Here is a 25,204-nt window from a genome sequence, read left to right as displayed (position 1 = left end):
CGCCGTTCGCTCAGTCTCCCGTCCGCGCGAGGATCGATCGGCGCCCCCGCTCGAGGCCGACCCCGGCGACGATGAGAATCGTTCCGGCGACGACGAGCGCGATCGCCCCCGACAGCGCGTCGACGACAGTCGTCGCGACGAACGACAGCGTCTGTGCGAGCGCCGCAATCGCGGCCAAATCGACGAACCGGCGCGCGCCCCTCGCGTAGCCGTAGTAACCCGTCGCCGCGATCGTCGCCACCGCACAGAGGTGTGCAATGCCGACGGCGGCCGCGTTCGGGACTGTTTCTGGGGCGGCGAGTGCGGTGCCCGTCCCGGCGACGATCGCCGCAAGCGCTGTGGCCGCCCACCGCCCCCCGGCGCGATCTCGGCCGAGCCCGAGCCACCCGACCGCCGCGAACGCGCCGACGGCAAGCACACCGAGCGTCGCCGACGCCCCGGGGTCGAACCCGCCGAACCGGCCCTCGCGCGTCGTCAACGCGAGCAGGCCCACGAGGGCGAACGTCGCGCCGACGGCCCGGTAGGCCCACCCGACGCGGTCGCGCTGGAACCCCGCGGACCCGAACAGGCCGACGCCGAGCAGCGACAGGGGAGCGGTCGGATCGCCGGGGTCCGTGAGTTCGAGCACGAGACCGGCCAGGACGGCGAGTCCGATCCCGGTCCCCGCGCGGGAGCCGAGTGCGTGTCCCGTCGGGAGCGCGACCGCCGTCCACCCCAAGAGGAGCCACACGGTGGCGACATCGACCGCGGCGAGGTCGGCGAGCAAAAACAGCGAGGGGCCGGTCAACACCGCGCCGAGCAGCGACAGCGCCAGCCCCGCCCGTGGGAGCGACCGCCGGGCGGCGACCGCTCCGCCGAGGTAGGCGAGCCCCGGCGCCGCGAGCAGGACGACGACCTGTGCGGCCGTCGGGAGGTCCGCCCAGCTGGTCGCCAGAAACCACACGAGACCGACGAAGACGAGGGCCGAACCGACGGCCGAGAGCGCGATCACCACGCGGGATCGCCCCGGCCTCTCCGTCTCGTAGCGCTCGAGGATCGTCTCCGCCTGCTGTTCGGTGATAATGCCGTCTCGAACCCACTTTTCGACTTCGGCCTGGAGGGCGTCGGGGTCCATGATCGGCGGTCAGCCGCCGGCCACTTATACGTCCGGCCGGCGACCGTCGCCCGCGCCGCCTGTTTGGATCACACGGGAGGCGTCGCCGCGAGCGGGCCACCGCCCGGTCGTATCGTACACGCCGGACCACCGGCGTCCCGCGTCCACTCTGGCGGCCGTCAGCCATATCTGTCAGTCCGCCCTACCGCGAATATGACCGATTGGACGGCGGTGTTGGTCGGCTTCCTCGTCGGGGTCGTCGCAAGCGTCTTCGCCTTCGTGATCCCCGTTGTCGGCCACGTCGGGGCCGGCTTGCTCGCCGGGGGCGTCGCCGGGTTCATCGCGGGTGGCGGCCTCGGACGCGGCGCGTGGCACGGTCTCCTCGCGGGAGCCGTCGGCGGGCTGGGCATCGCCCTCGGGCTCGCCGTCGTCGTCTCGCTCGTCGGGATCACCGTCGGCGGCCCCTTCGGGCTGCTCGGCGGGGTCGGCGTCCTCGCCGTCGGCGCGCTCGTGGCGTTCGTCTTCGCCGTCGACAGCGCCATCGGTGGCGCCGTCGGCGGTTTCCTCAACCGGTAGCTTGGCTCTTAAGACGGAGCCGGCCTAATGGTGGATATGGCTGAAATAGACCCCGACGCGTTACTCCCGAACGACCACGTCAAAGATGCGGTCCTTGACGGCGAAATAACCCAACTGAGCCGCGGTGCCGCCAACCGCTACGCCGCGGCGGGCGACACGTTCGATCTCGACGGGGCGACCGTCGAGGTGACGGACGTCGAGGAACGGACACTCGGCGACCTGACCGACGCCGACGCGAAACGGGAGGGTTCGCCCTCCCTCGAGGCGTACAAACGGCGGATGGAACAGGTCCACCCAGGCGACTTCGAGTGGGACGGCACGAGCGAGATCATCACGTATCGCTTCGAGACGCTCGAGTGACACGGGGGCAGTCCGATGCGCCGACCAGCCAACCGCCCCGACGCGCCGAACCGTTAAGACCACCCCGGACGAACGGTCGGATATGCAGGCGAAGCGGGAGTATCGTGACCGCGACGGCACGGAGGTCGCGGTGCTCGACGCCCTCGTCAACCGGACCGAGGAAGGCGCGACGGTGTTCGAACTCCGGAGCAACGTCGAAGCCGACATCGACGAACTCGAGGTGGCGCTCGCCGCACTCAAAGACGCCGGGTTGATCACCGTCGAGAACGGCGACGGGCCGATGCGGATCTACCCCGACGACCGGGTCGTCCCCGAGTTCGACCCCGACGAACACGAAGGGGAATCGTCGCTCCTGGAGGGGCTTCGCAAGCGACTCGGGCTGTAGGTGCCGCGAGGCGCGGTTCGGGTCCGACGCTCCACGAGACGCGGTTCGGGTCTGAATCTTCCGCGCCCCGCGAGACGCGGTCGTTTTACCCCTTCGGCCCGTTCGCTCCGGTGATGACTGTCGTCGCGAAACTCCACGAATCCCACGGCGCGACGTTCACCGAACGCGGCGGTCGCCGGGTGGTCGACCACTACGGCCGCCCCGAGCGCGTCCACCGGGCCGTCCGGAACGTCGTCGGGACGATCGAGATGGGCTACGGCGTCCTCGAAGTCACCGGCGACGACCGGGTCGACTTCGTCGACAACGCCGTCTCGAACCGCGTCCCCGAGACGGACGGCCAGGGGGTCTACGCGCTGTTGCTCGACGCACAGGGTGGCATCGAGACGGAGTTGTACGTGTACAACGCCGACGAGAAACTGCTCTGTTTCGTCCCGCCGGGGACGGCGACCGACCTCGCCGCGAAGTGGTCCGAGAAGACGTTCATCCAGGACGTCGAGGTCCGGGCCGCCAGCGACGACTTCGGCGTCTTCGGCGTCCACGGACCGAAGGCGACCGAAAAGATCGCGTCGGTGCTAACGGGGCCGAGTTCGCCCGACCGGCCGCTGTCGTTCGTCCGTGGCACCCTCGGCGACTGGGGAGTGACGGTCCTTCGGACCGACGATCTGACAGGCGAGGAGGGCTACGAGGTCATCTGTGCGGCCGAGGACGCCCCGGACGTCTTCGACGCGCTGGTCAATCACGGCCTCAACGCCGCGCCGTTCGGCTATCGGACGCTCGAATACTTGTTGCTCGAAGCCGGGACGCCGCTGTTCTCGACGGAACTGGAGGGGACGGTCCCGAACGTTCTCGGCCTCCGGAACGCGCTGGACTTCGAGAAGGGCTGTTATGTCGGCCAGGAAGTCGTCTCGAAGATCGAAAACCGGGGCCAGCCCTCCCGGCAGTTGGCTGGTCTCCGCCCCGACGCCGTTCCCGACCCCGGTGCGGCGGTGTTCGCCGGCGACGAACACGTCGGCGAGGTGACCCGCGGCGATCACAGCCCCTCGCTCGAAGCCCCCATCGCGCTCGCGTTCGTGGAGTACGGCCTCGACGCCGGGGACATGTCCGTCCGAATCGACGGCGAGGACGTCGACGCCTCCCTCGTCGAGCTCCCGTTCGTCGAGGGGTCCTCGCGGTCGCGGCGACTCCCGGAGTACTGAAAACACCGGTCTCGTCGGTTCACTTACTCGTCTCCCGCGCGTCCACTACGGCCGGTCGCTCCTCAGTTCGACGTCGAGGTCCGCCAGCACCGCTTTGGCTTCTTCGCGTTTCTCTTGATGTTCTTCGAGGAACTCGGCCATGAGTTCTGCGGCCTGTTCTTTGCAGCCGCCACAGAGGCGCTCGCCGCCGACGCACTCCTCGTAGACGCGGGCCGCGAACTCGTCGTCGTCGCCCGACAGCAAGTATGCGTACAGCTCGTACACCGGGCACTCGTCGGCCTCCCCGCCCAGTTCGCGCTGTTTTTCGGCCGTCTCGCGGCCGCCCGTGGTCGCGGATTTGACCTTCTCGTAGCCCTCCTCGGGGTCGTCGAGCAGGCTGATGTGGCTCGCCGGGATCGACGAGGACATCTTGCCGCCGGTCAGGCCGGTCATGAAGCGATGATAGATCGACGACGGCGGGAGGAAGCCGTAGCCGCCGTGGTCGGTCTCGACCTCGCGGGCCAGCGTCTCGGCCTCGGCTCGCGAGAGATCGAAGCTGTCGATGTGGCTCTCGTAGACCCGCTTTTCGCCCTCGACGGCCTCGATGAGCGCCTCGAAGGCCTCGTCGGTCGCGTTGCGGTCCAGAAATCGGACGCGGGGCCGGAGAGGCTCCTTGCCGCCCGACTCCAGCGTCTCGACCGCGCTCTCGAGTGCGCCCGCCGGCGGGCGCTCCGTCCGGAGCCACTCGGCGGCGTCGACACACCGGATGTCGGCGTCGGGGTCGTCGGCCGCCGTCGAGAGCGCGTCGTAGGCCTCGGCGACGAGTTCGCGCTCCCCGCCGTCGAGTTCGAAGCTCGCGTACGCCTCGGTGACGCCGAAGTACCGCATCCGGCCGGCAAGGTCCCGCGCCAGCCGCATATGTGGATCCTGATCGGGGCCGACCGGGATGACGGTTGGCTTCGGCTCCTCCAGTTGCGGATAGAGGATGTCGGCCATCTGGGTGACTACCGACTCCATGTATGAGACCTCGGTCTCGCCGTCGAAGTCGTAGATCGCCCCGAGCTCCGAGACGTTCGCCTTCGTCCCGAGCTCGAAGGCGAGATCTTGGACCTCGCGGTTTGTCGATTGGCGGTACAGCGTTCCGTCGTCGGGGTCGAAGCCGAGCGCGATGAGCGAGAGGAGATAGCTCTCGGCGTGCTCGTCGATTTCGTCCCACGACAGCCCGCGGGCGGCGTGGGCTTCCAGGTCGGCGATGAGGCCGTAGGCGTCGGCCCCCTGTCGTTGATGCCAGATCAACTCGTCGAAGACCAGTTTGTGGCCGATGTGGGGATCGCCGGTCGGCATGAATCCGGACAGCGTAGCGAAGGGCTCGTCGTTCGCCATCGCGTCGGCGACCGGCCGGTAGTCGCGGTGGCCGAAGATGACGCCGCGGCGCATCAGGTAGTGTGGCGATGGCACCCGGGGTAACACCTCTTCGAAGGCTTCGATGCCGAACTCCTCGAAGAGCTTCCGGTAGTCGTCGACGGTCGAGGAGCCCCACGGATCCAGCGCCACCTCGTCGACGGCTCCGCCGTCCGCGCGAAGCGCCGCCGGCGATCCGGCGTCGGCACCATTCGTTCCGCCGTCGCTCCGAACGGCCGACTCGCTCTCGCCGTCGTGAGTTCCGTCGTCTGCCATGGAGTGTCGTCCGGGTGGTCCGCTCAAAAGCCGTTCGCTTGCTCACCGGGGCCGACGCGGCGGATGTGGGACAGCGGCACTTCAGGGCGTCAACCGGCCGACCGACAGCCACCGGACCGAACCGGACCCGACGAGCGCGAAGAGCATCCGCTTTCGGACGCCGTGTGCGAGGCGAACGTCGAGGGCGATCTCCCGGGGCGAACGCTCGACGCCGGCCGGGAGCACCCGGACGAGCAACTCCGAGTGACCGAGGTCGTCGATATGCTCGACCCCGTCGTACGTCCGGAAGTCGGCCCCGAATTTGAACCCCGTCTTCGGGACGACTCCCTGCTCGCGGAGCGCCCGGTAGACGGTGTATCGTCGGTCGAATCGATCCCCTTCGGCCGACCGCCCCCGAGCCATGATGGCGTCTGTCCCCCCGTCGACGGACAGCGCGCCGCGCTCCGTGAGAGACGCCGCCTCGAGCAACGACAACTGGACGGCGCCCCCCTCGTGGTCGAGCGGCTGTCCGTAGAACCCCCGCTCGTAGAGCGCCGCCGGCGGGTCCCAACAGAGCACGCGGTCGCCGAGCAGGTCCCCGTCGACGGTCGGGAACTCGCTGGCGACGTTCGAGCCCTCGACGTCGGGGCGGTCGGTCTCGAGGTACGTCAACTCGCTCTCCTCGTCGACGACCGCGAGGACCACGTCGCCGAGTGACCCGAGCGCGACCGACGCGCGCTCGCCGACCACCCGGACCCGGTGTTCGACGGTCCCGTCCCACGGGCCGTCTCCGCGTGGGTGGACGACGAAGTCCGCACCGTCGGCGTCCTCGACCCACCCCTCCCGGGCGGGCGAGACGTAGAAGCCCCGCTCGCGGAGGTCCTTGTAGACGAGAAACGGAACGACGACACCGTCGTTGTCGGCGAGAAAGCCGCCGAGGCCGGTCCCGTCGACCGCGTCGAGGTCGCCGCGGTACAGGAGGTGGGCGGCCTCGACGGGGGCGAGGTCGACGCCCTCGCCGCGAGGCCGACCGTAGCCCCGCGAGTCGTAGTACCGCTCGCGGCCGTTCGCGCCGACTTCGACGACCCCGTCGGTCAGGTGGCCTTCCATGCGCGGACTCATCGGTGCCGCGCGTAAATCGGCTGCGGTCCGCCGTTCGCCCCGTTTCGGTTCCGCTCCCGTCTCCACCTCCGGTCTCGGATCCGGCGGGCGGGCAAGACGCCGAAGCAGTCGGCTCACCCATCCGTCCTCGCTTTTGTGTCCGCCGCTGTGTCCTCGGTCCCGTCGGCCGAACAGCCGGCGTCGAGACACTGCAACCCACCCGGGCGTTCGAACAGCGGAAGCCCACAGTCACAGGATCCGACCACGTGCCCGTCCGGGATCGCAAACCCCGTCTCGCAGTCGGGGTAGTCCTCACAGCCGGCGATGAGGCCGCCGCGCCGGAGGATCCGGAGGTCGCCGCCGCAGTTCGGGCAGTCCCACTCGCGGTCGAACCGCCCTTCGACGGCCTCGAGCAACGACCCGCACTCGTAGTCCAGACACAACTCGAAGCGCTCGCCGCGCTCGACCCGGAACTGCGGGAGACCACAGTCACACGCCGACTCGGTCACCGACGCGCCGTCCGGGAGGCCGAACCGCTCGGCACAGCCGAGACAGGCGACGTCAGATCCGGATCGGACCAACTGCCCGCCGCAGCGACACGTCCCGACGGGAGTTCCGGCGTCCGTGGCGTCGTGCTCGGCGACGACGACGTCCCCGACGGCCTCGACCCGCAGCGTCTCCTCGCCGTCGCTGGCGAGCAGCCACAGCGGATCGCGCCTCACGGACAGCGACTCCGGGCGGGTGAGCCACGCGGCCGGCTGGTAGCCGTCGACGTCGTGGACCAACACGGTGTCGTCGGGCTTTATGAGCACTACGACTCGGCCTCGAACGGTTCGCTCCCGGCGCCCCTCGAAACGGACGAGACAGTCGCCGGCGATGGTTCGGATCGACATGGGCCGTCTGCCCCCGTTTCGGTATTTAAATTCACGGGAGTGCTACCGGGGACGGACCGTCTCCGACGGCCGCCGGAGCGGGGCCCCGACCCCCTGGCCGGACACGATCATCAACATTTATTAAGGATAGGCTCGAACGGTGGTGTAATGACAGCGCTGGTACGACTCGGGTGACAGCCGCCGGCCGGGTACCGCCTTCCGACCATCCAACACAACCCACAATGTCCACCCGAAACACGTCACTCGACGCAGCACCGACCGAAACCGAATCCACCGACGCCGACGACACGCGGTTCATCCCGCTGCAACCGCGCCACGGCCCGCAACCGAAACGTCGGTAATGCTCCCGCGCTGACGACCGGATCTCGTCTCTTTTCGACCGCTTGACCCCGAGGCCGCCCTCCGGGCGCACTGGCGACTCTCCACCACCACAACGGCCTTTCGAAACGCCGCCGGCTGGAACGTCACCGTCGGCAGCGCCGCCGACGGAATCGCTCCCGGTCCGCGTCAGTACCGTCTGTAAATCGGTATCAACGCGCCCAGGTACACCCCGTAGAGGAGATGCCCAACCAGACTCCAGGGCCGTACGTCGGGCACCGGCGGCGACGAGGCGGTTACCGCCCCGACCCAGACCGGCATCACAAACGTCGCGAGCACGAGCCACAGCGCCGCGCCGTAGGCGAGGCCGGCGACGGCCCACCGCCGAGTGTCGTCTCCGAGCGGGACCGCGACGCTGAACGCGCCGCCGAAGACCAAGCCGAGTACCGTCCCGTGTGAAACGTGGATCGCCCACCCCAACAGCGTTCCCGTCGTCGGATCGACCCCGCCGAGTCCGTACATCGCCGGGATGGCGGCGAAGAGGACGTCGCCCATCGTCAGGCTCATCACGATACCGAACGCGAAACTTCCGAGCACCGACGCGACGACGACGCTCGTCGCGTCGACGCGGGAGAGCCGTTCGGATTCCGAACCGAATTCGAGGGCGCTCATGAGTTCGGGGTAGACACCTCCCGGTCGATAGAGCCTGCGGGGCTCGACGCGTCGACGTCGTCCGTCGTCCCGAGGGAGAACGTCTCGAGAGAGTCCCGCAACTGTCTGGCACTCCCCAACAGCGCGTGGGTGTTCTCCGCGGCTCCGGTGAGGGTGACGACCTGTTCGTCCGCGGTCGAACTCAACGCTTCGGCCTTCTCGGTTGTCGCCCGGCTGAACTCCGTCAGGTCGTCGACCGTGGCAGTCACGTCGGCGAGCGACCTGGCCTGCTCGTCCATCGCGAGGGTTATTTGTTTGACCCCCTCGTCGACCTCCGTGACCAGGACGTCGATGTCGGCCAGCGCCGAGTCGACGCGTTCGACGGTTTCGACGCCGGCTTCGACGTCGGATTGAATCTCCCGGATGTCCGATGCTCCCTGCTCGGTCAACGCGCGCAGCCCTTCGATTATCGTCTCGATCTCCTCGAGGGACGCCGCCGTCTCCTCGGCGAGCGATTTGACTTCTTCAGCGACGACCGCGAACCCGTCGCCCACGCCATCGGCGCGGGCGGCCTCGATCGAGGCGTTCAGCGCCAGGATGTTGGTCTGATCGGCGATCCCCGCTACCGTCGTCACGATCCGTTCCATCTCGTCCATCTGCGCCTCCAGTTCGGACATCGTTTCGACGGTCGACTCCGAGCGCGACTCGATCCGGTGGAGCTGTTCGACCGCCTCGCTGGCCGCTCCCCGCCCGTCGTCGGTCAACGCGGCCGCTCGCTCCGAGGTATCGGCGAGTTCGCCCGTCGAGGCCGCTACCTCCTCGACGGTGGCCGACATATCCTCCAGTTCCGCCGTCGTCTCGACGAGTTCGTCGCTCTGTCGTCCGGCGTCGGCCGCGATGTCGCCCATCGCGTCGCTTGCGTCCCGCCCGTTCCCGACGGCCGTGTCGATCCGATCCGTCGAGGCCTCCCCGGCCGTGACGACCTCCTCGGTGAACCGATCGACGCCGTCGACGACCGCCTGGAGTTCGTTCATGGCCCCGTTGAACCCCGTCGCGACGCGTTCGAGCGACTCCGGGTCGTCGGGGTCGGCTTCGACTCGCGCGGTCAGATCGCCGTCGGCAGTCCGGGCCATCGTCGCCGCGAACGCCTCCGTCCGCTCTTCGAGCGTCCCGGCGAGCGCCTCGCTCTCCGCTTTGGCGGTCTCAGCGCGCTCCCGCTGGGTTTCGGCTTCCTCGATCCGGACCCGGATCGTCTCTCGCATGGCGTTCATCGAGTCGTACAGCGCCCCCAGCTCGTCGTCGGTCGCCGCCGATACCTCGCCGTCGAGCGATCCGGACTCGATCTCGCGGGCGTGGCTCGCGAGTTCTTCGATCCCCTTCACCGTCGGACGGGCCAACAGTACGCTCACCGTCCCGATCCCGAGTACGGCCGTCGCGACGACGAGCGCGAGGGTCCGGGCGACGACGACCCGTGTCTCGGGGGGAACGCGGGTTGCCGCATCGAGATACGCGACCGCTCCGATCGCGACCATCGCGATCAGGACCGCGCCAAAGGCGGCCGCGAACTTCGCCAACCGCCGTCGCCGGAACCATCGGATCACCCGCACCGGCGCCCTCCCGACCCCGCCTCGATAGTAATGTGCATTCGATATGTCTCCTCCTACGCTGAGACCGCGTGGGGATAATAAAAAGGTACAGCCCGTCTCAGCCCTCGAAACCGGCATCCGCAAATATAGGCAAAAATGAAATATAAGTTATATTTTAGCCGGAACAGCGGCTCGACGCCCCGCGTCGCACGTCCGACGGTCGACACGCCCGGAGGCGCGTGGAAGACGGGTGCGGCGTGGGGACACGCTCGGCCGCCGCGGACACCCCCGGGGGTATCCGTACCCCGTTCCCGAACAAGAAGCCACAGCGGGTGTGTGGTCGAACCGAACACCGGCGGGGGACGAGACGCGCCATCGACCGACAGACGAGGCGGACAATATAAGGCTGAATCCGACGAACACAGACCATGGAGACGCTACTGTTGAACCCGACCGACGTCGACGAGAACGCCGACATGGCCGAAGTCATCGTCGCCGTCGAGGAGGCCTTCGCCGCCTACGAGGCCGGCCGGGTCCGGATGCCCGCCAAGTCCTACATCGACCTCCCGGAGTACGACGGCGACTTCCGGTCGATGCCGGCGTACATGGACTCGGGCGAGTGGGACGCCGCGGGGATCAAGTGGGTCAACTCCCACACGAACAACGCCGACGCCCACGGCCTGCCGACCGTCATGGGGACGATGATCTACTCCGATCCCGAGACCGCGTTCCCGCTGGCGGTGATGGACGGCACGACGCTGACCAGAAAGCGGACCGGCGCGGCCGCCGCCGTCGCCACCGATCGTCTCGCCGTCCCCGACGCGGGGTCGCTCGGTATCGTCGGATTGGGCGTCCAGTCGTACACCCAACTGGAGGCGATCGCGACCGTCCGCGACATCCAGACCGTAGTGGTCACCGACAAGCGGGAGGCGGCGGTCGAGGCGTTCCTCGAGCGCTTCGGCGACGCCTTCGACGTCCGCCCCGGATCGGTCTCGGAAGCCGCCTCGTGTGACGTCCTCTCGACAGTGACGCCGGTCGAGTCCCCGATCGTCGACGCTGCCGACCTCGGCGAACACACCCACGTCAACGCGATGGGGGCCGACGCGCCCGGCAAGAACGAACTCGCGGCCGACGTCCTCGCGTCCGCGAAACTCGTCATCGACGACTACGAGCAGTGTACCCACTCCGGCGAGATCAACGTTCCCTGGGACGACGGCACCCTCACCGACGGCGACCTCCACGCCGAGCTGGGCGAGATCGTCGCCGGGAAGCGCTCCGGACGGACCCCCGAGGACGGCCTCACCGTCTTCGATTCGACGGGGCTTGCCATCCAGGACGTCGCCGCCGCCCGCGTCGTCTACGAGCGGGCCGACGCCGGGGGCGAGGGGACGGGGTTCACGCTCGTCGACACGGAACTCCGGTAGCCGACCCCGCTCACCGGTATCCCCGGAGCCACAACAGCCCGAGCGACGCCCCCGAGATGACGAGCACCGCGGCCACGTGGGCGGCGAGCGCGGCGAACAGCACGGGGTGGTCGGTGAGAAACGGCAACAGCGGGAGCTGCAGGAGGCCGAACAGCACGGACTCCCGGTCGGCCCGCCGGAGCACCCCTGCGGTCCGGTCGTCGAAGCGATACCGGACCGACCGCCACAGCCCGACGATCGCGACCCACCACCCCGTGGCGATCCGATAACAGAGGTCCCACAGGACGAGCAGCGTGAGATACACCACGAGCGTCGGCGGGTCGGTCCCGAACAGCGTCTCGACGAGCGGATCGGGGCTCCGGGTGTCGAAGACGAACAGGTGAGTGACCAAGGCGATAAACGCCAGCACCGAGAGGACGACCTCGATGCTGGAGCCGAACAGCAGCCGTCGGTAGGACTCGGGGGTCTCCGGACGGCGCGCGGCGGCGCTGATCCGGAGCATCTCGGCGCTTCCCAGCGCGGCGACGACGACCGCGGCCGTCCCGGCCAGCGCCGCGGCCCGGAGGTCGTAGTACCACGCCAACGCGAGCACCGAGACCTCGAAGACGGCCAACTGTATCGCGATGGCCTCGCCCGCCGAGAGATCGATCCCCGGCAGCGCGCCGATGATGCTCTCGTAGGCCCACGTCTCGCCGTACTCGGGATCCATCACCGTCCCCCCCGGTCGCCGGTACCGGCGGCTCTCGTCTGCCGTCGGCGGGGCGTCGGAGCGGCCGGCCGCCGTCCCGGGATCGCTTCCCGTTCGCCGGCTCGTCCCGACCCGGTCGCGAACGCGCGCATGCCGGGTGGACGGCTCGCCCCGTCTTAAATTCCGGCCGCTCGGTCCGGTGCCGCCGACCGCGCCGATAACTTACGGAAATACAATTGGTTGGATCGGTCGTAACTTCGGGAAAAATTTTAGTCGGTGTGGGTACTACTCACACTTGAAGGTGTATCGCTATGTCCGAGCGCCAACCCAGCAGAGACGTCCCCGAGATCGCCCGTCCGGCCCCGGACGAACCGTCCCTTCTCGACCCCGCCGATATCACCCGCTACGACGCCCTGTTGGCGGCGATCCCGCTCGCGTTGCTCGCGGCGTGGACCGCGGGACAACTCGCCTCGATTCCCGAGTGGGCCGCTCTCGGAACCGGCGCGCTCGTCGCTGTCGCCGCGCTGATCGACGGGCTGGTGTTGCACCCGCCCGAGTGAGGCGTCACCCGCCTCCCGGCGACCCGGTCCGCACTCGTTTCGGTTTCCGTTCTCGCTTTCCGCCCCGCCTCCGTCTCGACAGTCCCCCGACGGACGGTTTTTGTTTCCGCGCCCCGAACCGGGCGCATGGCCACCGACCCCTGTGACGCCTGCGGCGAGGACGTCGCGATCGGCGGCGGCATCGCCGGCCTCTGGTCGTCAGATCCGTCCGGAACCGGCGGCATGACGCTGGCGTTCGAGGACGGGAGCGAACACTTCCTCTGTTTTTCCTGTCTCGACGCTCTCCCCGAGGAGCCGACCGAGGCGGACGTCCTCGCCCTCCGCGAGGAGTAGCCACCGCCGACGTGTCCGTCGGGCCGCGGCGTCTCCCCGGCTTCCGACACTCGAAAACCCTTTAGCCGGTCACGGGCCAAACGGGGTGTAATGAGCGAACTCGCCGAGGAATATCAACTCGAGTACTTCCACGAGGAGGGCTTCGAGCGAACGGAGTGTCCCTCCTGTGGGGCGCACTTCTGGACGCGGGACCCCGACCGTGAGCTGTGCGGGGAACCGCCGTGTGCCGACTACGAGTTCATCGACGATCCGGGGTTCGACGAGGCCTACAGCCTCTCGGAGATGCGGGAGGCGTTTCTCTCCTTTTTCGAGGCGCACGACCACGAGCGGATCGACCCCTACCCCGTCGCGGCGAACCGCTGGCGCGACGACGTCCTCTTGACGCAGGCGTCGATCTACGACTTCCAGCCGCTCGTCACCTCCGGCGAGACGCCGCCGCCCGCGAACCCGCTGTGTGTCTCCCAGCCCTGCATCCGGATGCAGGACATCGACAACGTCGGCAAGACCGGCCGACACACGATGGCCTTCGAGATGATGGCTCACCACGCGTTCAACGCCCGCGAGGACATCGAGACTCCCAGTCAGTACGCCTACGAGGGCGAGGTGTACTGGAAGAGCGAGACCGTCGCCTACTGCGACGAGTTGCTCGAGTCGCTCGGGGCGGACATCTCCGAGGTCACCTATATCGAGGACCCCTGGGTCGGCGGCGGCAACGCCGGCCCCGCCATCGAGGTAATCTACCGGGGACTCGAACTCGCCACTCTCGTGTTTATGTGCATGGAACGAGACCCCGACGGCGAGTACGAACTCAAGGACGGGAACAGCTACTCCTTTATGGACACCTACATCGTCGACACGGGCTACGGGCTCGAACGCTGGACGTGGATGTCACAGGGCACGCCGACGGTGTACGAGGCGGTCTACCCCGAGATGATCGACTTCCTGAAGGACAACGCCGGGATCGACCACACCGACGAGGAGGCCGAACTGATCGGCCGGGCCGCACGCCTCTCCGGGCAACTCGACATCGACGATGTCGACGACGTCGAGGCCGCCCGCGGCGACGTCGCCGAGACGCTCGGCGTCGGCGTCGACGAACTGCGCGACCTCGTCGAACCGCTCGAGAACGTCTACGCCATCGCCGACCACTCCCGGACGCTCGCGTACATGTTCGGCGACGGCATCGTCCCCTCGAACGTCGGTACCGGCTACCTGGCGCGGATGGTGTTGCGGCGGACGAAACGGCTCGCCGACACCGTCGGCGTCGACGCACCCCTGGACGAGCTCGTCGATATGCAGGCCGAGCGGCTCGGCTACTCGAACCGCGATACGGTCCGCGACATCGTCCGCACGGAGGTCGAAAAGTACCGCGACACCCTCGAACGCGGCGGCAGGCAGGTCGAACGGCTCGCCGAGGAGTACGCCGGCCGCGACGAGCCCATCCCCTTAGCGGAGGTCGTCGAACTCTACGACAGCCGCGGCATCCAGCCCGACATGGTCGATGAGATCGCCGCCGAACACGGTGCCGACGTCGAGATCCCGGACGACTTCTACTCGCTCGTGGCCGCCCGTCACAGCGAGGCGGACGACGGTGGCGACGGCGAGACGGGCACCGACGCCGACGAGCGCGTCGGAGACCTCCCGGAGACGGAGAAACTCTACTACGACGAGCCCGAACGAACCGACTTCGAGGCGGTCGTTCTCGACGTTTTCGAGCGCGAGGACGGCTACGACGTCGTGTTGGATCAGACGATGTTCTACCCCGAGGGCGGCGGCCAGCCCGCCGACACGGGGACGCTCTCGACCGACGACGTGACTGCCGAGGTCTCTCACGCCCGGGAGGTCGACGGCGTCGTCCTCCACCGGACCGACGAGAACCCCGGCAAGGGCGAGTTCGTCCGCGGAGCGATCGACGGAACCCGACGCGAGCGGCTGATGGCCCACCACACCGCGACCCACATCGTCGGCTACGCCGCCCGGCAGGTGCTCGGCGACCACGTCAGACAGGCCGGCGCACAGAAGGGGACCGACTCCTCGCGGTTCGACATCCGCCACTACGAGCGCATCTCCCGCGAGGAGGTCAAACGGATCGAACGCGTCGCCAACGACGTCGTGACCGACAACGCCGCGGTCACCCAGGAGTGGCCGGACCGACAGGACGCCGAGGACGAACACGGGTTCGACCTCTACCAGGGCGGGATCCCCCCGGGCGAGAAGCTCCGATTGGTACACGTCGCCGACGACGTCCAGGCCTGCGCCGGGACTCACGTCCTCCGGACGGGCGACATCGGGACGATCAAAATCCTCTCGACGGAACGCGTTCAAGACGGCGTCGAACGGCTCGTCTTCGCGGCCGGCGACGCCGCGGTCGAAGCCACCCAGCGGACGGAGGACGCCCTCTACTCCGCGGCGGAGACGTTCGACGTCTCCCCACAGGCGGTCCCCGATACCGCGACGCGGTTCTTCGAGGAGTGGAAGGCACGCGGCAAGCGGATCGGGGAGCTCAAAGAGCAACTCGCGGCGGTTCGGGCTCAGGGCGGCGACGCCGGCGAGGAGGTCGACCTCGGGGACGCAACTGCCGTCGTCCAGCGCGTCGACGCCGACATGGACGAACTCAGAGCGACCGCGAACGCCCTCGTCGAGGAAGGCTCCGTGGCGGTGCTCGGTAGCGGCCTCGACGGCGCGACGTTCGTCGTTGCGGTCCCCGACGACGTCGACATCGACGCCGGGGCGGTCGTGGGGGAACTCGCCGACCGGGTCGGCGGGGGCGGCGGTGGGCCGCCGGACTTCGCGCAGGGCGGCGGTCCCGACACCGACGCGCTCGCCGACGCGCTCGCCGACGCCGGCGACGTGTTGCGGCGGCTTTCGGAGGCCTGACTCCGCTCGCCTCGTCGGCTCGGCCGCCGCCGGGGAGCGACGCTTGTGTCCTGTGGAACCCGTGGTATTTTTATACGCCGGTACGGAACCGGGCAATATGATCCCCTTGCAGGCGCTTTCGAACCCGGCGGTCGCCGTCTCGGTGTTGGTAATCGTCATGACGTTCGTCATCATGGCCGCGTTCATCTGGGCGTTCGGAAAGATCAGCGAGGCACCGGAGACCGACGACCACGACGGCAACGGCCACGGCGTTTGACGAGCACACACGACCGTCGCGCCCGGCGGGGCGGCGCCGGCCGCTCACTTCGAGGTCGCCTCGGCCGCGTCGTCGACCTCGTGTCCCCCCTGTAGCCGTCGTTCGGCTTCCTCGCGGTCCTCAGGATATCCGACGTCGATACGCCACCCCTCCAGGCCGATCGCGTCGATCGTCCGCCCGGACTGGATCAACAGGTCGACCGCATCGCTCAGTTCGTACTCGCCGCGGTCGGAGGGCTGGACGAGATGACAGGCGTGAAAGATCGCCGGCGTGAACGTATAAAACCCCGTCATCACCAGGTTCGACGGCGGGTCCTCGGGCTTTTCGACGACGTCGGTGATTTCGCCGTAGTCGTTGGTGTCGCAGACGCCGTAGCGGGAGGCCTCCTCCCAGGGGACTTCCTCGACGAGGAAGGCGGCGTCGGCGCGGTCCTCACGCTGGCGGCGAACGACGTCTGTGAGGTTCGCCTCGAAGACGTTGTCGCCGAGCAACAGCATGAAGTCGTCGTCGACGTGGTCTTCCACCGTCAACAGCGCGTGTGCGAGCCCTTTTTGCTCTCGCTGGTGGGTGTACGTGATCGGGACCCCCTCGTATTCGTCGCCGTAGTGGTCGATGATGACTTCCTTCATGTACCCGACCACCACCACGAGTTCGTCCGCCCCCAACTCGATCAGCTGGTCGAAACAGTGGGTGAGAAGCGGCGTGTCGTCGATTTCGACCATCCCTTTGGGTTTGTCCTCGGTGAGCGGGCGGAGGCGCGTCCCCTCGCCGGCTGCGAGTACGACTGCGTTCATACCTCCACGCTGTGGCCCCCGGGGCAAATCCTTTCGGTCTGCTCTCAGGGTGCCCGCTCTCTGGGCGCACTCATAACCCGTGTCCCTCGCCCTCCTGGGCGAGCATCACGACCATCGAGAGCCCCGAAATGAGGATCAAGATCAGCGCGGGCACGGCGGCGTACTGGTACAGCGCGGATTCTTGGGCCCGCCAGACCTGGGTGACGATCGTCTCGAAGCCCGAGGGCCGGAGGATGAGCGTCACCGGCAGTTCCTTCATCGTCGTCAAGAAGACGAGGGCAGCACCCGCGACGAGCCCCGACCGGATGTGCGGGAGCGTGATCCGTCGGAACGCGCCTATCGGGGACTCTCCGAGCGTACGCCCCGCCTCGACGAGCTTCGAGTCGACCTGGAGGATCGATGTTCGGGTCGTCCCGACGGCCTGGGGCACGAAGCGGACGACGTAGGCGAAGATCAAAAGCGGCAGCGTCTGGTAGAGCCACGGGACGTAGCCGGCGCCGAAAAAGACCAGCGCGAGCCCTAACACGACGCCCGGAACGGCAAAGCCGACGTACGTGGCCCGCTCGAAGAGCGTCCCGAGCCGGGAGTCGCGGGTCGCAGCGAAGTACGCCACTGGGAGGGCAGCCAGCGTCGCAACGGCGGCGGCGGTGGCGGCGACGGACACGGAGTTGACCGCCTGTGTCCACTCGAACGCCATCGAGGGCCGCCTCGCGACGTCCGTTCGGAACAGCCACAACAGCAGGATCCAGACCGGAACGGCGAGCGCCATCGCGGTGACGCCTGCGGGAAGCAACGCCGCAGGCCAGCGCAAGCGGCCCAGCCGGATCCGGCTCCCGGCGCGGTCGGCGTCGTCACCGCGAACGTTCTGGTCCGGGCGGATCGCCCACTCGAGCGCGAGCACGGCGAGCACGAGAACGAGCAGCTGGATCGAGAGCAACGCGGCGTACTCCTGGCCGAAGGTGTTGTACTCGACGTAGATCTCCCGGGTGAACACGGACAGCCGCATGATCGCCGGCGTGCCGAAGTCCGAGACAGCGTACAGCGCGGTCAAAAGCCCACCGGCCGCGATGGCCGGGCGTATCTGTGGGAGCGTCACCCGACGGAACCCACTCCACGTACCGTAGTTGAGCGTCCGTGCGGCGTCGATCAGCCGCGTGTCGAACGAAACGAGCGCGGCCCGGGTGGTCAAATAAACATAGGGGTAGGTGTAGAGGGTGATCACGAGCACCGATCCCGGCAGACCGTAGACCTCCGGCAGCCGCTCGACCCCGAAGGGGGCCAAGAAATCGCGGAACTCGCCTTGGGGACCGAACGCGGAGACGAACGCGAACGCACCGACGTAACTCGGCACGACGAGCGGGAGCGCGACCGCGATCGACCAAAAGCGCCGGAAGGGAAGGTCCGTTCGGACGGTCAGGTACGCCAGCGGCACCCCGAGGAGGATCGAGCAGGCGGTCACGCCGATCATCAACAGCAGGCTGTTGAGGAGAACGTCGGCGGTGCCGGCACTGAACGTGAGTTCGCGCGCGCGTCCCGGGTCGACGGTCACTACCTCGAGGAACAGCCACGCCAGCGGGAACACGAGCGCAACGGCGATCGCGCCACAGAGCGCTGTCAGCCCCGGCGAAAACGGAAGGTTCACGCGCCCGTCGGCGGAGTCGTTCTCTGGTTCCATGGCGGTTGATACTGTCGGGGGAGACGTCGCTCCCGCCCTTATGTGGATCGGATCGGACCAACGGATATAAGTTTTAGGTTTACCTAAAAAGGTGTATGGAACTGACGCGGCGGGACGCGGCCGCAGCCCTGGTAGCGCTCGGCGCCGGCGGGGCGGTCGCGTTCGGGACCGACCGGAGTCGACCGGACGGTCCCGACCGGGACCCGGGGCCGGAGCCCCCGGGCGATCGGATTCGAGCGACGTTCGTGGCGGCCGCGGAGGTCGTCTACCCGGGCGACGTCTCGGGGACCGAGGGCTTCGTCGAGGGGTTCCTCGCGGGACGGCTCGACGACTCCGAGCACGCGGCGGGGATCCGGGACGCGGTCGAGGAACTGGACGACTGGGCCGGCTCGTGGTACGGGGGCCGCTTCGCGTCGCTGTCGGCCGCCGAGCGCGACCGGCTCCTCCGGGAGGTCGGTGCCGACACCGCCGAGGAGGTTCCCGACGGGACGACCGCAGAACGGATCCGGTATTACGTCGTCAACGAACTCCTGCTCGCGCTGTACGCCTCCCCGACCGGGGGCGAACTCGTCGGCATAGAGAACCCCCAGGGCCACCCCGGCGGCACCGAGAGCTACCAGCGGGGACCGCGATGAACGGCGGCGGGGCGACGGATCGGTCGCCCGTCCCCGACGCCGACGTCTGTATCGTCGGCGCGGGGCCGGCGGGCGCGCTCGTCGCCGACCGGCTGGCGGCCGACCACGAGGTCGTCGTCCTCGACGCCGGCCCGCGGTTCGACCCCGCCGACCGGCTCGAACGTCAAGAACGGGCGATCCGGCCCGCCTACGACCGCCCGGACGTGTGGGACGGCGACCCCGAACGCGACGCGCACTCGGCCTCCGGGGAGTGGTTCTACCCCCTGAACCACGCCCGCATCAAGGGGATCGGCGGCTCGACGCTGCACTGGCAGGGGATGGTGATGCGGCTCCACGAGGACGATTTCGACTCCGGGACCGAACGCGGAGTCGGCCCGGACTGGCCGATCGACTACGCCGACCTCCGGCCGCACTACGCCGCCGCCGAGCGCGAACTCGGGGTCGCCGGGGCGGACGACAACCCCGACGCCCCGCCACGCGAGGAGCCGTTCCCGATGCCGGCGTTTCCCCCCTCCTACAGCGACGGCCTCTTCGCCGAGGCCTGCGAGGCGCTCGGGATCGACATGCACTCGGTGCCGAACGCCCGCAACTCCGAGACCTACGACGGCCGGTCGGCCTGCGTCGGCTACGGCACCTGCCAGCCGGTCTGTCCCTCGGGCGCGAAGTACGACGCCACGGTCCACGTCGAGCGGGCCGAATCGAAGGGCGCGACGGTGATCGACCGCGCCCCGGTCCAGCGGCTCGAGCACGACGCCGACCGGGTTCGGGCGGCCGTCTACGCCACCCCCGACGGAACCGAGCACAGACAGGCGGCCGACGCCGTCGTCGTCGCCTGTGGCGGGGTCGAGACGCCACGGTTGCTGTTGCTCTCGGAGTCGGAACAGTACCCCGACGGTCTCGCGAACTCCAGTGGCCTCGTCGGCCGGTACTTCATGGATCACCTGTTTGCGGGCACCGGCGGGGTCCTCGAGGAGCCGACCCGCCAGAACCACGTCGGCTTTCTGACAAGCGAGAGCCACGCGTTCTACGACGACGCCGACGAGGACATCGCGCCGTTCAAACTCGAGTTCTTCAATTACGACGGTCCCTCGCCCGCCGAGGCGGCGCTGTCGGCCGACACCTGGGGCGACGAGTTGCTAGAGCAGCTTCGCGAGGACTACGGCACCCACATCGGGATGGGCGCGCTCGTCGAGCAACTGCCCCGCGAGGACAGCTACGTCGGCCTCGATCCGGACCGGACCGACGACCACGGCAACCCCGTGCCGGACGTCCACTGGAACGTCGGCGACCGCGCGCTGCGGAGCATAGAGCGCGCCAACGAGATCCAGGCGTCGATCCTCTCGGAACTCGGTGCGGAGATCACCTGGCAGGTCGGTCCCGACGACACCGGCCCGGCGTATCACCACATGGGCACCACACGGATGGGCACCGACCCCGACGCGAGCGTCGTCGACCCCCACCTCCGGACCCACGACCTGGGGAACTGCTGGCTCGTCACCAGCGGCGCGTTCCCGACCGGCGGCGCGGTGAACCCGACGCTCACCATCGCCGCGCTCGCGTTGCGCGCGGCCGAGGACGTCCGAGACGCCCTCTGAAAATTTTTAGGTAGACCTAAAAAGTTAAGCGTCCCCGGGAGAGAGACGTAGTAATGAGTTCGATGCAACGGCGGGCGAACGGACGCGAGGACAGACGCGACGAGGCCGACACGGCCGCCGCGGGCACGGCCATCGACGCCGGAGACACGACGGGCGACGACCCCGAGGAGTACACCTTCGAGGACGTCAGCGTCGTGATGGGCACCTACAACGAGGAGGCGGCGATCGGGACGGTGCTAGACGACATCGAGACCGTCACCGACGGCCACGCGGAGGTCGTCTGCGTCGACGGCTCCTCGGATCGAACGCCCGAGATCGCCCGCGAGCACGGCGCGCGCGTGATCGAACAGGCACCGCAGGGCTACGGGGTCGCGGTCCGGGAGGCCATCCTCGCGCCGAATCGGCCGATCGTCGTCACCACCGACTGCGACGACACCTATCCGATGGAGCAACTGCCGGCGTTCCTCGCGGCGATCAACGAGGGGTGTGACGTGGTCAGCGGCGACCGCCTCTACCACGGGGCCGAGGCGATGCCCGCGTTCAACCGCTTCGGCAACCGCGCCTTCGCCACCCTCGCGAGCGCCCTGATGGGCGAGGTCGTCCACGACACCACGACCGGGATGCGCGCCTACCGCCGGGAGGTCGTCGAGTCGATCGAGTGGACCGAGAACACCGGTCTCTCGGCGGAGCTTCTGATCCGGCCGCTGATGCGGGGCTACGACGTCCGCGAGCACCCGATCGCCTACCGCGAGCGCGCCGGCGAGACGAAACTCGACCCGATCGAGGGCGGCCTCGCGATCGCGAAGTCTATTCTGAAGGTCTCACTGGAAGAACGGTTCCGGTAGGCCGGGTGTGGGTTCGGCCGGACGACTGATTCTCTTCCCGCGGCAAAACACGCGACGTTCCCCTTGAACTTTGACACCCGATCGCAACTAGACGCTGGGACTCCCTCTGCTCGAGTGCCTCCGGTCACTCGGTGAGGGGCAGAAGGACACCGAATACGATCGGTGACAGCAGGAAGATGCCGATTCCGAGCACCTCCAGATCGAACAGGAGGGTCAACTCCCACGCCGGGAGCTGCACTCCCAGCGTCTGGACGAGGCCTCGCCCGAGCCCGCCAAATAAAAAGAGGGCCAAGCCGAGCGCGACGCTTCGTTTGGTCACTTTGGGGTAGTCGATCTCCCTGGTACGGCCGGTCATGTCTCGGATTCCAGCTGGGGTTTATATAACCGTTACGTCTCGCTCACGCCTGCGGTCCCAGACGCGTCTCGAAGGAGACGCCATCGCGGTGGGCGTCCGGTCTGTCGGGGAGGTACGTCCCCTCGTTGCCGCAGGCGGTGACGAGCGGGCAGACGGAGCGCTCCGGCGGCCACACCGCCTCGACACCCTCGAGGTCGGTCCGGACGGTCGTCTCCTGGCGGTAGGTGAGCGTCCCGCCGTCGGGCTGGACGAGCGTCACGGTCAGGACGACGGTGTCGGTGCCGCCGACCCGGACGGCGTCGTCGGCCGCGGTCAGGCGCGCCGCATCGCGGTCGATCGACCAGGGTACGGCGATCGACCCGCCGGGGTCGGACACCGCGTACTCCGAACTCGCCCCCGTCTCGCTCTCGAGGCGAACGGTCGCGCGCGCGACCCGCGGCGGGACGCCGACGACTGTCTCGCCCGCCAGCGCCGTGCCGCGCCGGAGCTCGAGCGTCTCGAGTGTCGGCGTGACGTGTCGGTCCGGATTCGGCGTCCACTCGCCCCGGTAGGCAAAGCGATAGTGCGTCCGGTCGGGATAGGCATCGAGGACGGCGAAGTCGCCGCCGGGGTCGCGATCGAGCGCGTACACGACGGAGCCGTCCAGGCCGCCGTCGTTGCGGAGGTACTGGAAGGGGTGGTTCTGCCAGTCGCCGTACGGCGTCGGGACGAAGACCACTGCGTCCTCGAGGTCGGCCGCCTCGACCGGTTCGTAGGCGGTCGCGTACTTGTCGGTATGGGCCGCGTTCCGGTCCAGCGGGGCCGAAATGGCCGCGGCCGCGGCGACCGAGGCGCCGACGAGCGCCGAGAGGACGAGGAGCGCAACCGCAGCACGGGCCACCCGCCGTGAGCCGCGGCGCTCGATCGACGATCGGACGGCCGGAACCCCCCGATCCCACCCGGCGACGACGGCGACGGCGGCGAACACCGAGAGGGGGACGAGCAGGTCGAAGTGATAGAACGGGCCGAACTGCGAGACGAGGCCGTCGGTGGGGTCCGACATCGTCGCGAGGACGTTGTAGTTGCCCCAGAAGGCGACGTTGCCGGCGGTGACGCTGACGAGAAGGCCGGCGAGGGCCAGCCCCGCACGGCGCTCGAAGGCGTCGCCGTCGTCCCGTCCGTCGATCCAGCGGCGGGCGACCAGCGCGAGGCCGGCGAGCGCGGCCGTCGTCCCGATCGGTCCCGCGACGAACCACCGCGTCGCGAGATAGCGGAGGGCGTAGCCGGTGGCCGTCAGCGCCAACTCGGGGGTGTAGACGACCGAGTGGCCGAGTATCTCCCGGGGACCGAACCCGGGACCGTCCGCGGGGGCGAACGCCTCGTAGGGGAACAGGACCGCCGACCCGGTCATCCGGACGTTGTACGCGAGCGTCACGCCGACGAACCCGAGGCCGACGAGCGCCGTGAGGCCCTGTCTCCGGACCGGTCCCGCGAGCGCGATCCCGTCGGCCGACACCGACCGGGCGACCGAGTAGAGCGCGTGGGCGACGAACGGGGCCGCGAACAGCACCGCGGTGTAGGGGCGGGCAAAAAAGGCGGTTCCGATCGCGAGGCCGGCGACCCCCGCGGCCGCGGCCGAGCCGTCGCGGACGCCCCGCAGGTACGCGACGGCGAACAGCAGGTTCAGCGCCGTCGTCGGCGCGTAGGGGAGAAACGCCGACGTCGTCACGAGCGCCAGCGGCGAGGCCGAAAAGAGCGCCGCGGCCACGGCACCGACCCGGCGGTCGAACACCGTCGCCGCCAGCAGGTACGTGAGACCGGCGTTCGCCGCGGCGACGGCGGCGAGGGTCACCCGCGGCTCGCCGAACAGCGCCATCGAAACCGCGAACAGCGCCGCCGGGACCGGGGTGTACTTGGGGTAGAGCCGGCCGCCGTCCTCGGCGAAGAACCACGGCCGGAACGCGCCGGCCAACTCCCCCGCCCGGAGTTCGAGTTGCCCCTCGAGCAGCAGCGCCGCCTGCAGCAGGTAGACGCCCTCGTCGTGGTTGCTCGAGTGGTACGCGAAGACCGTACTCGAGACGACGAAGACGGCGACTGCGGCGGCGACGACGACCACGGCGGCCACGAGTCGTGGGACACCGACGCGACGGGTCGCCTCGCGGACGGCCCTCGATATCCGTCGCCGGAGCCGGTCTCGGGGGGGCGTCACGCTGTCCCGATCAGAGTGCGCCGACGTCGCGCATGAGATCGACTGTCTGTTCGAGTTCCGAGAGCTGCGAGAGGTCGATATCGGGGACGTCGAGTTCGTCGATCGTGGGGAGGTCGCCGACTGGCTCGACGCCGGGGACGAGCGGGTACTCGAACGTCGACGTGGCGAAGTACTCCTGGGCTTCCGAGGACAGCAGGTGCCGAACGAAGCCGTTGGCGAGGCTCTCGTCGTCGGTCGTGTCGACGACGGCCGCGCCCGCGACGTTGAACGCGGCACCGGCGTCGCCGGAGGTGAAAGCGGTCGCGAGCGAGGCCTCCGGATTGCCGTCGAGGACGCGCTGGATGTAGTAGTGGTTCGCGAACGCGGCGTCGATCTCGCCGTCGGCGATCGCCTGGCAGGCGGCGAACTCGTCGGGGTAGCCGGTGATCCCAGCATCGAGGACGGCCTCGAGCCACTCGCGGGTCGCCTCCTCGCCCTCGATGAGCCGCATGGCGGTGACGAACGCCTGACAGGAGCCGTAGGCTGGGGCCCACCCGAGGTCCCCGTCGAACGCCTCGGGGTAGGCCATGACGTCATCGGGCATGTCGGCGGCGGCGAAGGAGTCGGTGTTGTACGGCACCGTCCGGGCGCGTCCGGACGTCCCGATCCACTCGTCCGTGCGGAACTCCTCGCGGACCAGCCCGGCGACGCCGTCGTCGAGAGTCCCGGCCCGACCCTCGTCTGCGAGCGCGCCGAGCGAACCGGCGTTCACCGAGTAGAACACGTCGGCGGGCGAGCCGTCGCCCTCGTTGACGATCTGGTTGACGAGGTCGGTCGAACTGCCGTAGCGGACGGTCAACTCGAGGTCGTCGTAGCGGTCGTCGATGAAGCTGATGAGGTCGCCGACGAGGAACTCGCCGCGCCCGGAGTAGACGGTGAGTTCGCCCGACAGCTCCGGCATCTCGCTCATCGGCGTCCCGCCGGGGGCGTCGCGGCCCTCGCGGCCGGATCCGATCTGGCCGACGGGCGAGTCGGTGGTGTCGCCGTTGCCCGAGCCGTTGCCGCCGAGCGAGTCCGAACAGCCGGCGAGACCGGCCACGCCGAGTGCGCCAGCCGTCGCGAGAAACCGCCGCCGCTCTGTCGTCCGTTCGTGTGATCGTTTCTCGGTCATGTTTTTTAGGTCCACCTAAAAGTACTTATATTCGT

At 68.9% G+C, this 25,204-nt stretch carries 24 protein-coding genes; 12 read left to right on the top strand and 12 right to left on the bottom strand.

The annotated features are described in order from the left end of the window. Positions 1-10: 10 nt before the first annotated feature. Positions 11-1,114, bottom strand: a complete 1,104-nt coding sequence (locus NMLP_RS12200) for a DUF2157 domain-containing protein (RefSeq protein WP_015410428.1) — start codon at positions 1,112-1,114, stop codon at positions 11-13. A 192-nt stretch (positions 1,115-1,306) separates the two neighbouring features. On the opposite strand from NMLP_RS12200, the gene NMLP_RS12195 reads away from it, so the two are divergent. From NMLP_RS12195 to ygfZ, 4 genes are all read left to right on the top strand, one after another. Then, positions 1,307-1,669, top strand: coding sequence for a DUF5518 domain-containing protein (locus NMLP_RS12195; RefSeq protein WP_015410427.1), 363 nt, complete (start codon positions 1,307-1,309; stop codon positions 1,667-1,669). Between the two features lie 36 nt (positions 1,670-1,705). Beyond that, positions 1,706-2,029, top strand: coding sequence for an ASCH domain-containing protein (locus NMLP_RS12190; RefSeq protein ID WP_015410426.1), 324 nt, complete (start codon positions 1,706-1,708; stop codon positions 2,027-2,029). 82 nt (positions 2,030-2,111) lie between these two features. After that, positions 2,112-2,414, top strand: coding sequence for a DUF6432 family protein (locus NMLP_RS12185; RefSeq protein ID WP_015410425.1), 303 nt, complete (start codon positions 2,112-2,114; stop codon positions 2,412-2,414). Positions 2,415-2,527: 113 nt separating this feature from the next. Next, the gene (gene ygfZ, locus NMLP_RS12180; RefSeq protein WP_015410424.1) at positions 2,528-3,610 is read left to right on the top strand and encodes a CAF17-like 4Fe-4S cluster assembly/insertion protein YgfZ; all 1,083 of its coding nucleotides are present in this window, start codon (positions 2,528-2,530) and stop codon (positions 3,608-3,610) included. A gap of 45 nt (positions 3,611-3,655) precedes the next feature. Here the strand turns inward: ygfZ and NMLP_RS12175 are convergent, their stop codons facing one another. The 5 genes from NMLP_RS12175 to NMLP_RS12155 form a co-directional block, all read right to left on the bottom strand. Beyond that, a complete protein-coding gene (locus tag NMLP_RS12175; RefSeq protein ID WP_015410423.1) occupies positions 3,656-5,266 on the bottom strand; it encodes a tryptophan--tRNA ligase in 1,611 nt (536 codons plus the stop codon). Positions 5,267-5,347: 81 nt separating this feature from the next. Beyond that, positions 5,348-6,355, bottom strand: coding sequence for a tRNA-intron lyase (gene endA, locus NMLP_RS12170; RefSeq protein WP_015410422.1), 1,008 nt, complete (start codon positions 6,353-6,355; stop codon positions 5,348-5,350). 125 nt (positions 6,356-6,480) lie between these two features. Further along, the gene (locus NMLP_RS12165; RefSeq protein WP_015410421.1) at positions 6,481-7,239 is read right to left on the bottom strand and encodes a PDDEXK family nuclease; all 759 of its coding nucleotides are present in this window, start codon (positions 7,237-7,239) and stop codon (positions 6,481-6,483) included. Between the two features lie 507 nt (positions 7,240-7,746). Next, entirely contained in the window at positions 7,747-8,229 is a 483-nt protein-coding gene (locus NMLP_RS12160; protein WP_015410420.1) for a hypothetical protein, read from the bottom strand. Next, positions 8,226-9,815, bottom strand: a complete 1,590-nt coding sequence (locus tag NMLP_RS12155; RefSeq protein ID WP_015410419.1) for a methyl-accepting chemotaxis protein — start codon at positions 9,813-9,815, stop codon at positions 8,226-8,228. Before NMLP_RS12155 ends, NMLP_RS12160 begins: the two co-directional genes overlap by 4 nt. Before the next feature lie 407 nt (positions 9,816-10,222). Here NMLP_RS12155 and NMLP_RS12150 point away from each other — a divergent pair, with 407 nt between their 5' ends. Next, a complete protein-coding gene (locus NMLP_RS12150; RefSeq protein ID WP_015410418.1) occupies positions 10,223-11,218 on the top strand; it encodes an alanine dehydrogenase in 996 nt (331 codons plus the stop codon). A 10-nt stretch (positions 11,219-11,228) separates the two neighbouring features. Here the strand turns inward: NMLP_RS12150 and NMLP_RS12145 are convergent, their stop codons facing one another. Further along, positions 11,229-11,927 carry a DUF7530 family protein gene (locus NMLP_RS12145; protein ID WP_015410417.1) on the bottom strand — a complete coding sequence of 233 codons (699 nt, stop codon included), beginning with the start codon at positions 11,925-11,927 and terminating at the stop codon, positions 11,229-11,231. 290 nt (positions 11,928-12,217) lie between these two features. Here NMLP_RS12145 and NMLP_RS12140 point away from each other — a divergent pair, with 290 nt between their 5' ends. From NMLP_RS12140 to NMLP_RS14625, 4 genes are all read left to right on the top strand, one after another. Next, on the top strand, positions 12,218-12,466 hold the full coding sequence (locus NMLP_RS12140) for a hypothetical protein (RefSeq protein ID WP_015410416.1): 249 nt from the start codon (positions 12,218-12,220) through the stop codon (positions 12,464-12,466). A gap of 126 nt (positions 12,467-12,592) precedes the next feature. Beyond that, positions 12,593-12,799 (top strand): DUF7561 family protein, encoded by a 207-nt coding sequence (locus NMLP_RS12135; RefSeq protein ID WP_015410415.1) that lies wholly within the window; start codon positions 12,593-12,595, stop codon positions 12,797-12,799. 90 nt (positions 12,800-12,889) lie between these two features. Next, positions 12,890-15,676: an alanine--tRNA ligase gene (alaS, locus tag NMLP_RS12130; protein WP_015410414.1), complete on the top strand. Its 2,787-nt coding sequence runs from the start codon at positions 12,890-12,892 to the stop codon at positions 15,674-15,676. Between the two features lie 97 nt (positions 15,677-15,773). Then, a complete protein-coding gene (locus NMLP_RS14625) occupies positions 15,774-15,932 on the top strand; it encodes a DUF3149 domain-containing protein (RefSeq protein ID WP_015410413.1) in 159 nt (52 codons plus the stop codon). Positions 15,933-15,976: 44 nt separating this feature from the next. Here NMLP_RS14625 and aglF read toward each other — a convergent pair whose 3' ends face one another. Both aglF and NMLP_RS12120 read right to left on the bottom strand, forming a co-directional pair. Then, entirely contained in the window at positions 15,977-16,726 is a 750-nt protein-coding gene (gene aglF, locus NMLP_RS12125; protein ID WP_015410412.1) for a UTP--glucose-1-phosphate uridylyltransferase AglF, read from the bottom strand. A 70-nt stretch (positions 16,727-16,796) separates the two neighbouring features. After that, a complete protein-coding gene (locus tag NMLP_RS12120) occupies positions 16,797-18,401 on the bottom strand; it encodes an ABC transporter permease (protein WP_015410411.1) in 1,605 nt (534 codons plus the stop codon). 95 nt (positions 18,402-18,496) lie between these two features. Between NMLP_RS12120 and NMLP_RS12115 the strand changes: the two genes are divergently transcribed. The 3 genes from NMLP_RS12115 to NMLP_RS12105 are packed head-to-tail and all read left to right on the top strand — an operon-like array spanning position 18,497 to position 21,476. After that, positions 18,497-19,036: a gluconate 2-dehydrogenase subunit 3 family protein gene (locus NMLP_RS12115; RefSeq protein WP_015410410.1), complete on the top strand. Its 540-nt coding sequence runs from the start codon at positions 18,497-18,499 to the stop codon at positions 19,034-19,036. Further along, positions 19,033-20,631: a GMC family oxidoreductase gene (locus NMLP_RS12110; RefSeq protein WP_015410409.1), complete on the top strand. Its 1,599-nt coding sequence runs from the start codon at positions 19,033-19,035 to the stop codon at positions 20,629-20,631. Before NMLP_RS12115 ends, NMLP_RS12110 begins: the two co-directional genes overlap by 4 nt. 53 nt (positions 20,632-20,684) lie before the next feature. Beyond that, entirely contained in the window at positions 20,685-21,476 is a 792-nt protein-coding gene (locus tag NMLP_RS12105) for a dolichyl-phosphate hexose transferase (RefSeq protein WP_015410408.1), read from the top strand. A 124-nt stretch (positions 21,477-21,600) separates the two neighbouring features. Here the strand turns inward: NMLP_RS12105 and NMLP_RS12100 are convergent, their stop codons facing one another. From NMLP_RS12100 to NMLP_RS12090, 3 genes are read right to left on the bottom strand one after another with little or no spacing between them, the layout of a single operon-like run. Then, on the bottom strand, positions 21,601-21,831 hold the full coding sequence (locus NMLP_RS12100; RefSeq protein WP_015410407.1) for a DUF7860 family protein: 231 nt from the start codon (positions 21,829-21,831) through the stop codon (positions 21,601-21,603). 43 nt (positions 21,832-21,874) lie between these two features. Further along, entirely contained in the window at positions 21,875-23,986 is a 2,112-nt protein-coding gene (locus tag NMLP_RS12095) for a DUF7846 domain-containing protein (RefSeq protein WP_049926793.1), read from the bottom strand. 43 nt (positions 23,987-24,029) lie between these two features. Continuing rightward, positions 24,030-25,169: an extracellular solute-binding protein gene (locus tag NMLP_RS12090; RefSeq protein WP_015410405.1), complete on the bottom strand. Its 1,140-nt coding sequence runs from the start codon at positions 25,167-25,169 to the stop codon at positions 24,030-24,032. Positions 25,170-25,204 lie beyond the last annotated feature (35 nt).

This window comes from Natronomonas moolapensis 8.8.11, from assembly GCF_000591055.1.
Taxonomy (GTDB): Archaea; Halobacteriota; Halobacteria; order Halobacteriales; family Haloarculaceae; genus Natronomonas; species Natronomonas moolapensis.
The sequence above is the reverse complement of the archived record's forward strand: the minus strand, read 5'-3'. Positions and strand labels throughout refer to the sequence as shown.

Coding starts and splice junctions, on each gene's coding strand:
- NMLP_RS12200 (WP_015410428.1), bottom strand. CDS start 1,114: ATGGACCCCGACGCCCTCCAGGCCGAAGTCGAAAAGTGGGTTCGAGAC.
- NMLP_RS12195 (WP_015410427.1), top strand. CDS start 1,307: ATGACCGATTGGACGGCGGTGTTGGTCGGCTTCCTCGTCGGGGTCGTC.
- NMLP_RS12190 (WP_015410426.1), top strand. CDS start 1,706: ATGGCTGAAATAGACCCCGACGCGTTACTCCCGAACGACCACGTCAAA.
- NMLP_RS12185 (WP_015410425.1), top strand. CDS start 2,112: ATGCAGGCGAAGCGGGAGTATCGTGACCGCGACGGCACGGAGGTCGCG.
- ygfZ (WP_015410424.1), top strand. CDS start 2,528: ATGACTGTCGTCGCGAAACTCCACGAATCCCACGGCGCGACGTTCACC.
- NMLP_RS12175 (WP_015410423.1), bottom strand. CDS start 5,266: ATGGCAGACGACGGAACTCACGACGGCGAGAGCGAGTCGGCCGTTCGG.
- endA (WP_015410422.1), bottom strand. CDS start 6,355: ATGGAAGGCCACCTGACCGACGGGGTCGTCGAAGTCGGCGCGAACGGC.
- NMLP_RS12165 (WP_015410421.1), bottom strand. CDS start 7,239: ATGTCGATCCGAACCATCGCCGGCGACTGTCTCGTCCGTTTCGAGGGG.
- NMLP_RS12160 (WP_015410420.1), bottom strand. CDS start 8,229: ATGAGCGCCCTCGAATTCGGTTCGGAATCCGAACGGCTCTCCCGCGTC.
- NMLP_RS12150 (WP_015410418.1), top strand. CDS start 10,223: ATGGAGACGCTACTGTTGAACCCGACCGACGTCGACGAGAACGCCGAC.
- NMLP_RS12145 (WP_015410417.1), bottom strand. CDS start 11,927: ATGGATCCCGAGTACGGCGAGACGTGGGCCTACGAGAGCATCATCGGC.
- NMLP_RS12140 (WP_015410416.1), top strand. CDS start 12,218: ATGTCCGAGCGCCAACCCAGCAGAGACGTCCCCGAGATCGCCCGTCCG.
- NMLP_RS12135 (WP_015410415.1), top strand. CDS start 12,593: ATGGCCACCGACCCCTGTGACGCCTGCGGCGAGGACGTCGCGATCGGC.
- alaS (WP_015410414.1), top strand. CDS start 12,890: ATGAGCGAACTCGCCGAGGAATATCAACTCGAGTACTTCCACGAGGAG.
- NMLP_RS14625 (WP_015410413.1), top strand. CDS start 15,774: ATGATCCCCTTGCAGGCGCTTTCGAACCCGGCGGTCGCCGTCTCGGTG.
- aglF (WP_015410412.1), bottom strand. CDS start 16,726: ATGAACGCAGTCGTACTCGCAGCCGGCGAGGGGACGCGCCTCCGCCCG.
- NMLP_RS12120 (WP_015410411.1), bottom strand. CDS start 18,401: ATGGAACCAGAGAACGACTCCGCCGACGGGCGCGTGAACCTTCCGTTT.
- NMLP_RS12115 (WP_015410410.1), top strand. CDS start 18,497: ATGGAACTGACGCGGCGGGACGCGGCCGCAGCCCTGGTAGCGCTCGGC.
- NMLP_RS12110 (WP_015410409.1), top strand. CDS start 19,033: ATGAACGGCGGCGGGGCGACGGATCGGTCGCCCGTCCCCGACGCCGAC.
- NMLP_RS12105 (WP_015410408.1), top strand. CDS start 20,685: ATGAGTTCGATGCAACGGCGGGCGAACGGACGCGAGGACAGACGCGAC.
- NMLP_RS12100 (WP_015410407.1), bottom strand. CDS start 21,831: ATGACCGGCCGTACCAGGGAGATCGACTACCCCAAAGTGACCAAACGA.
- NMLP_RS12090 (WP_015410405.1), bottom strand. CDS start 25,169: ATGACCGAGAAACGATCACACGAACGGACGACAGAGCGGCGGCGGTTT.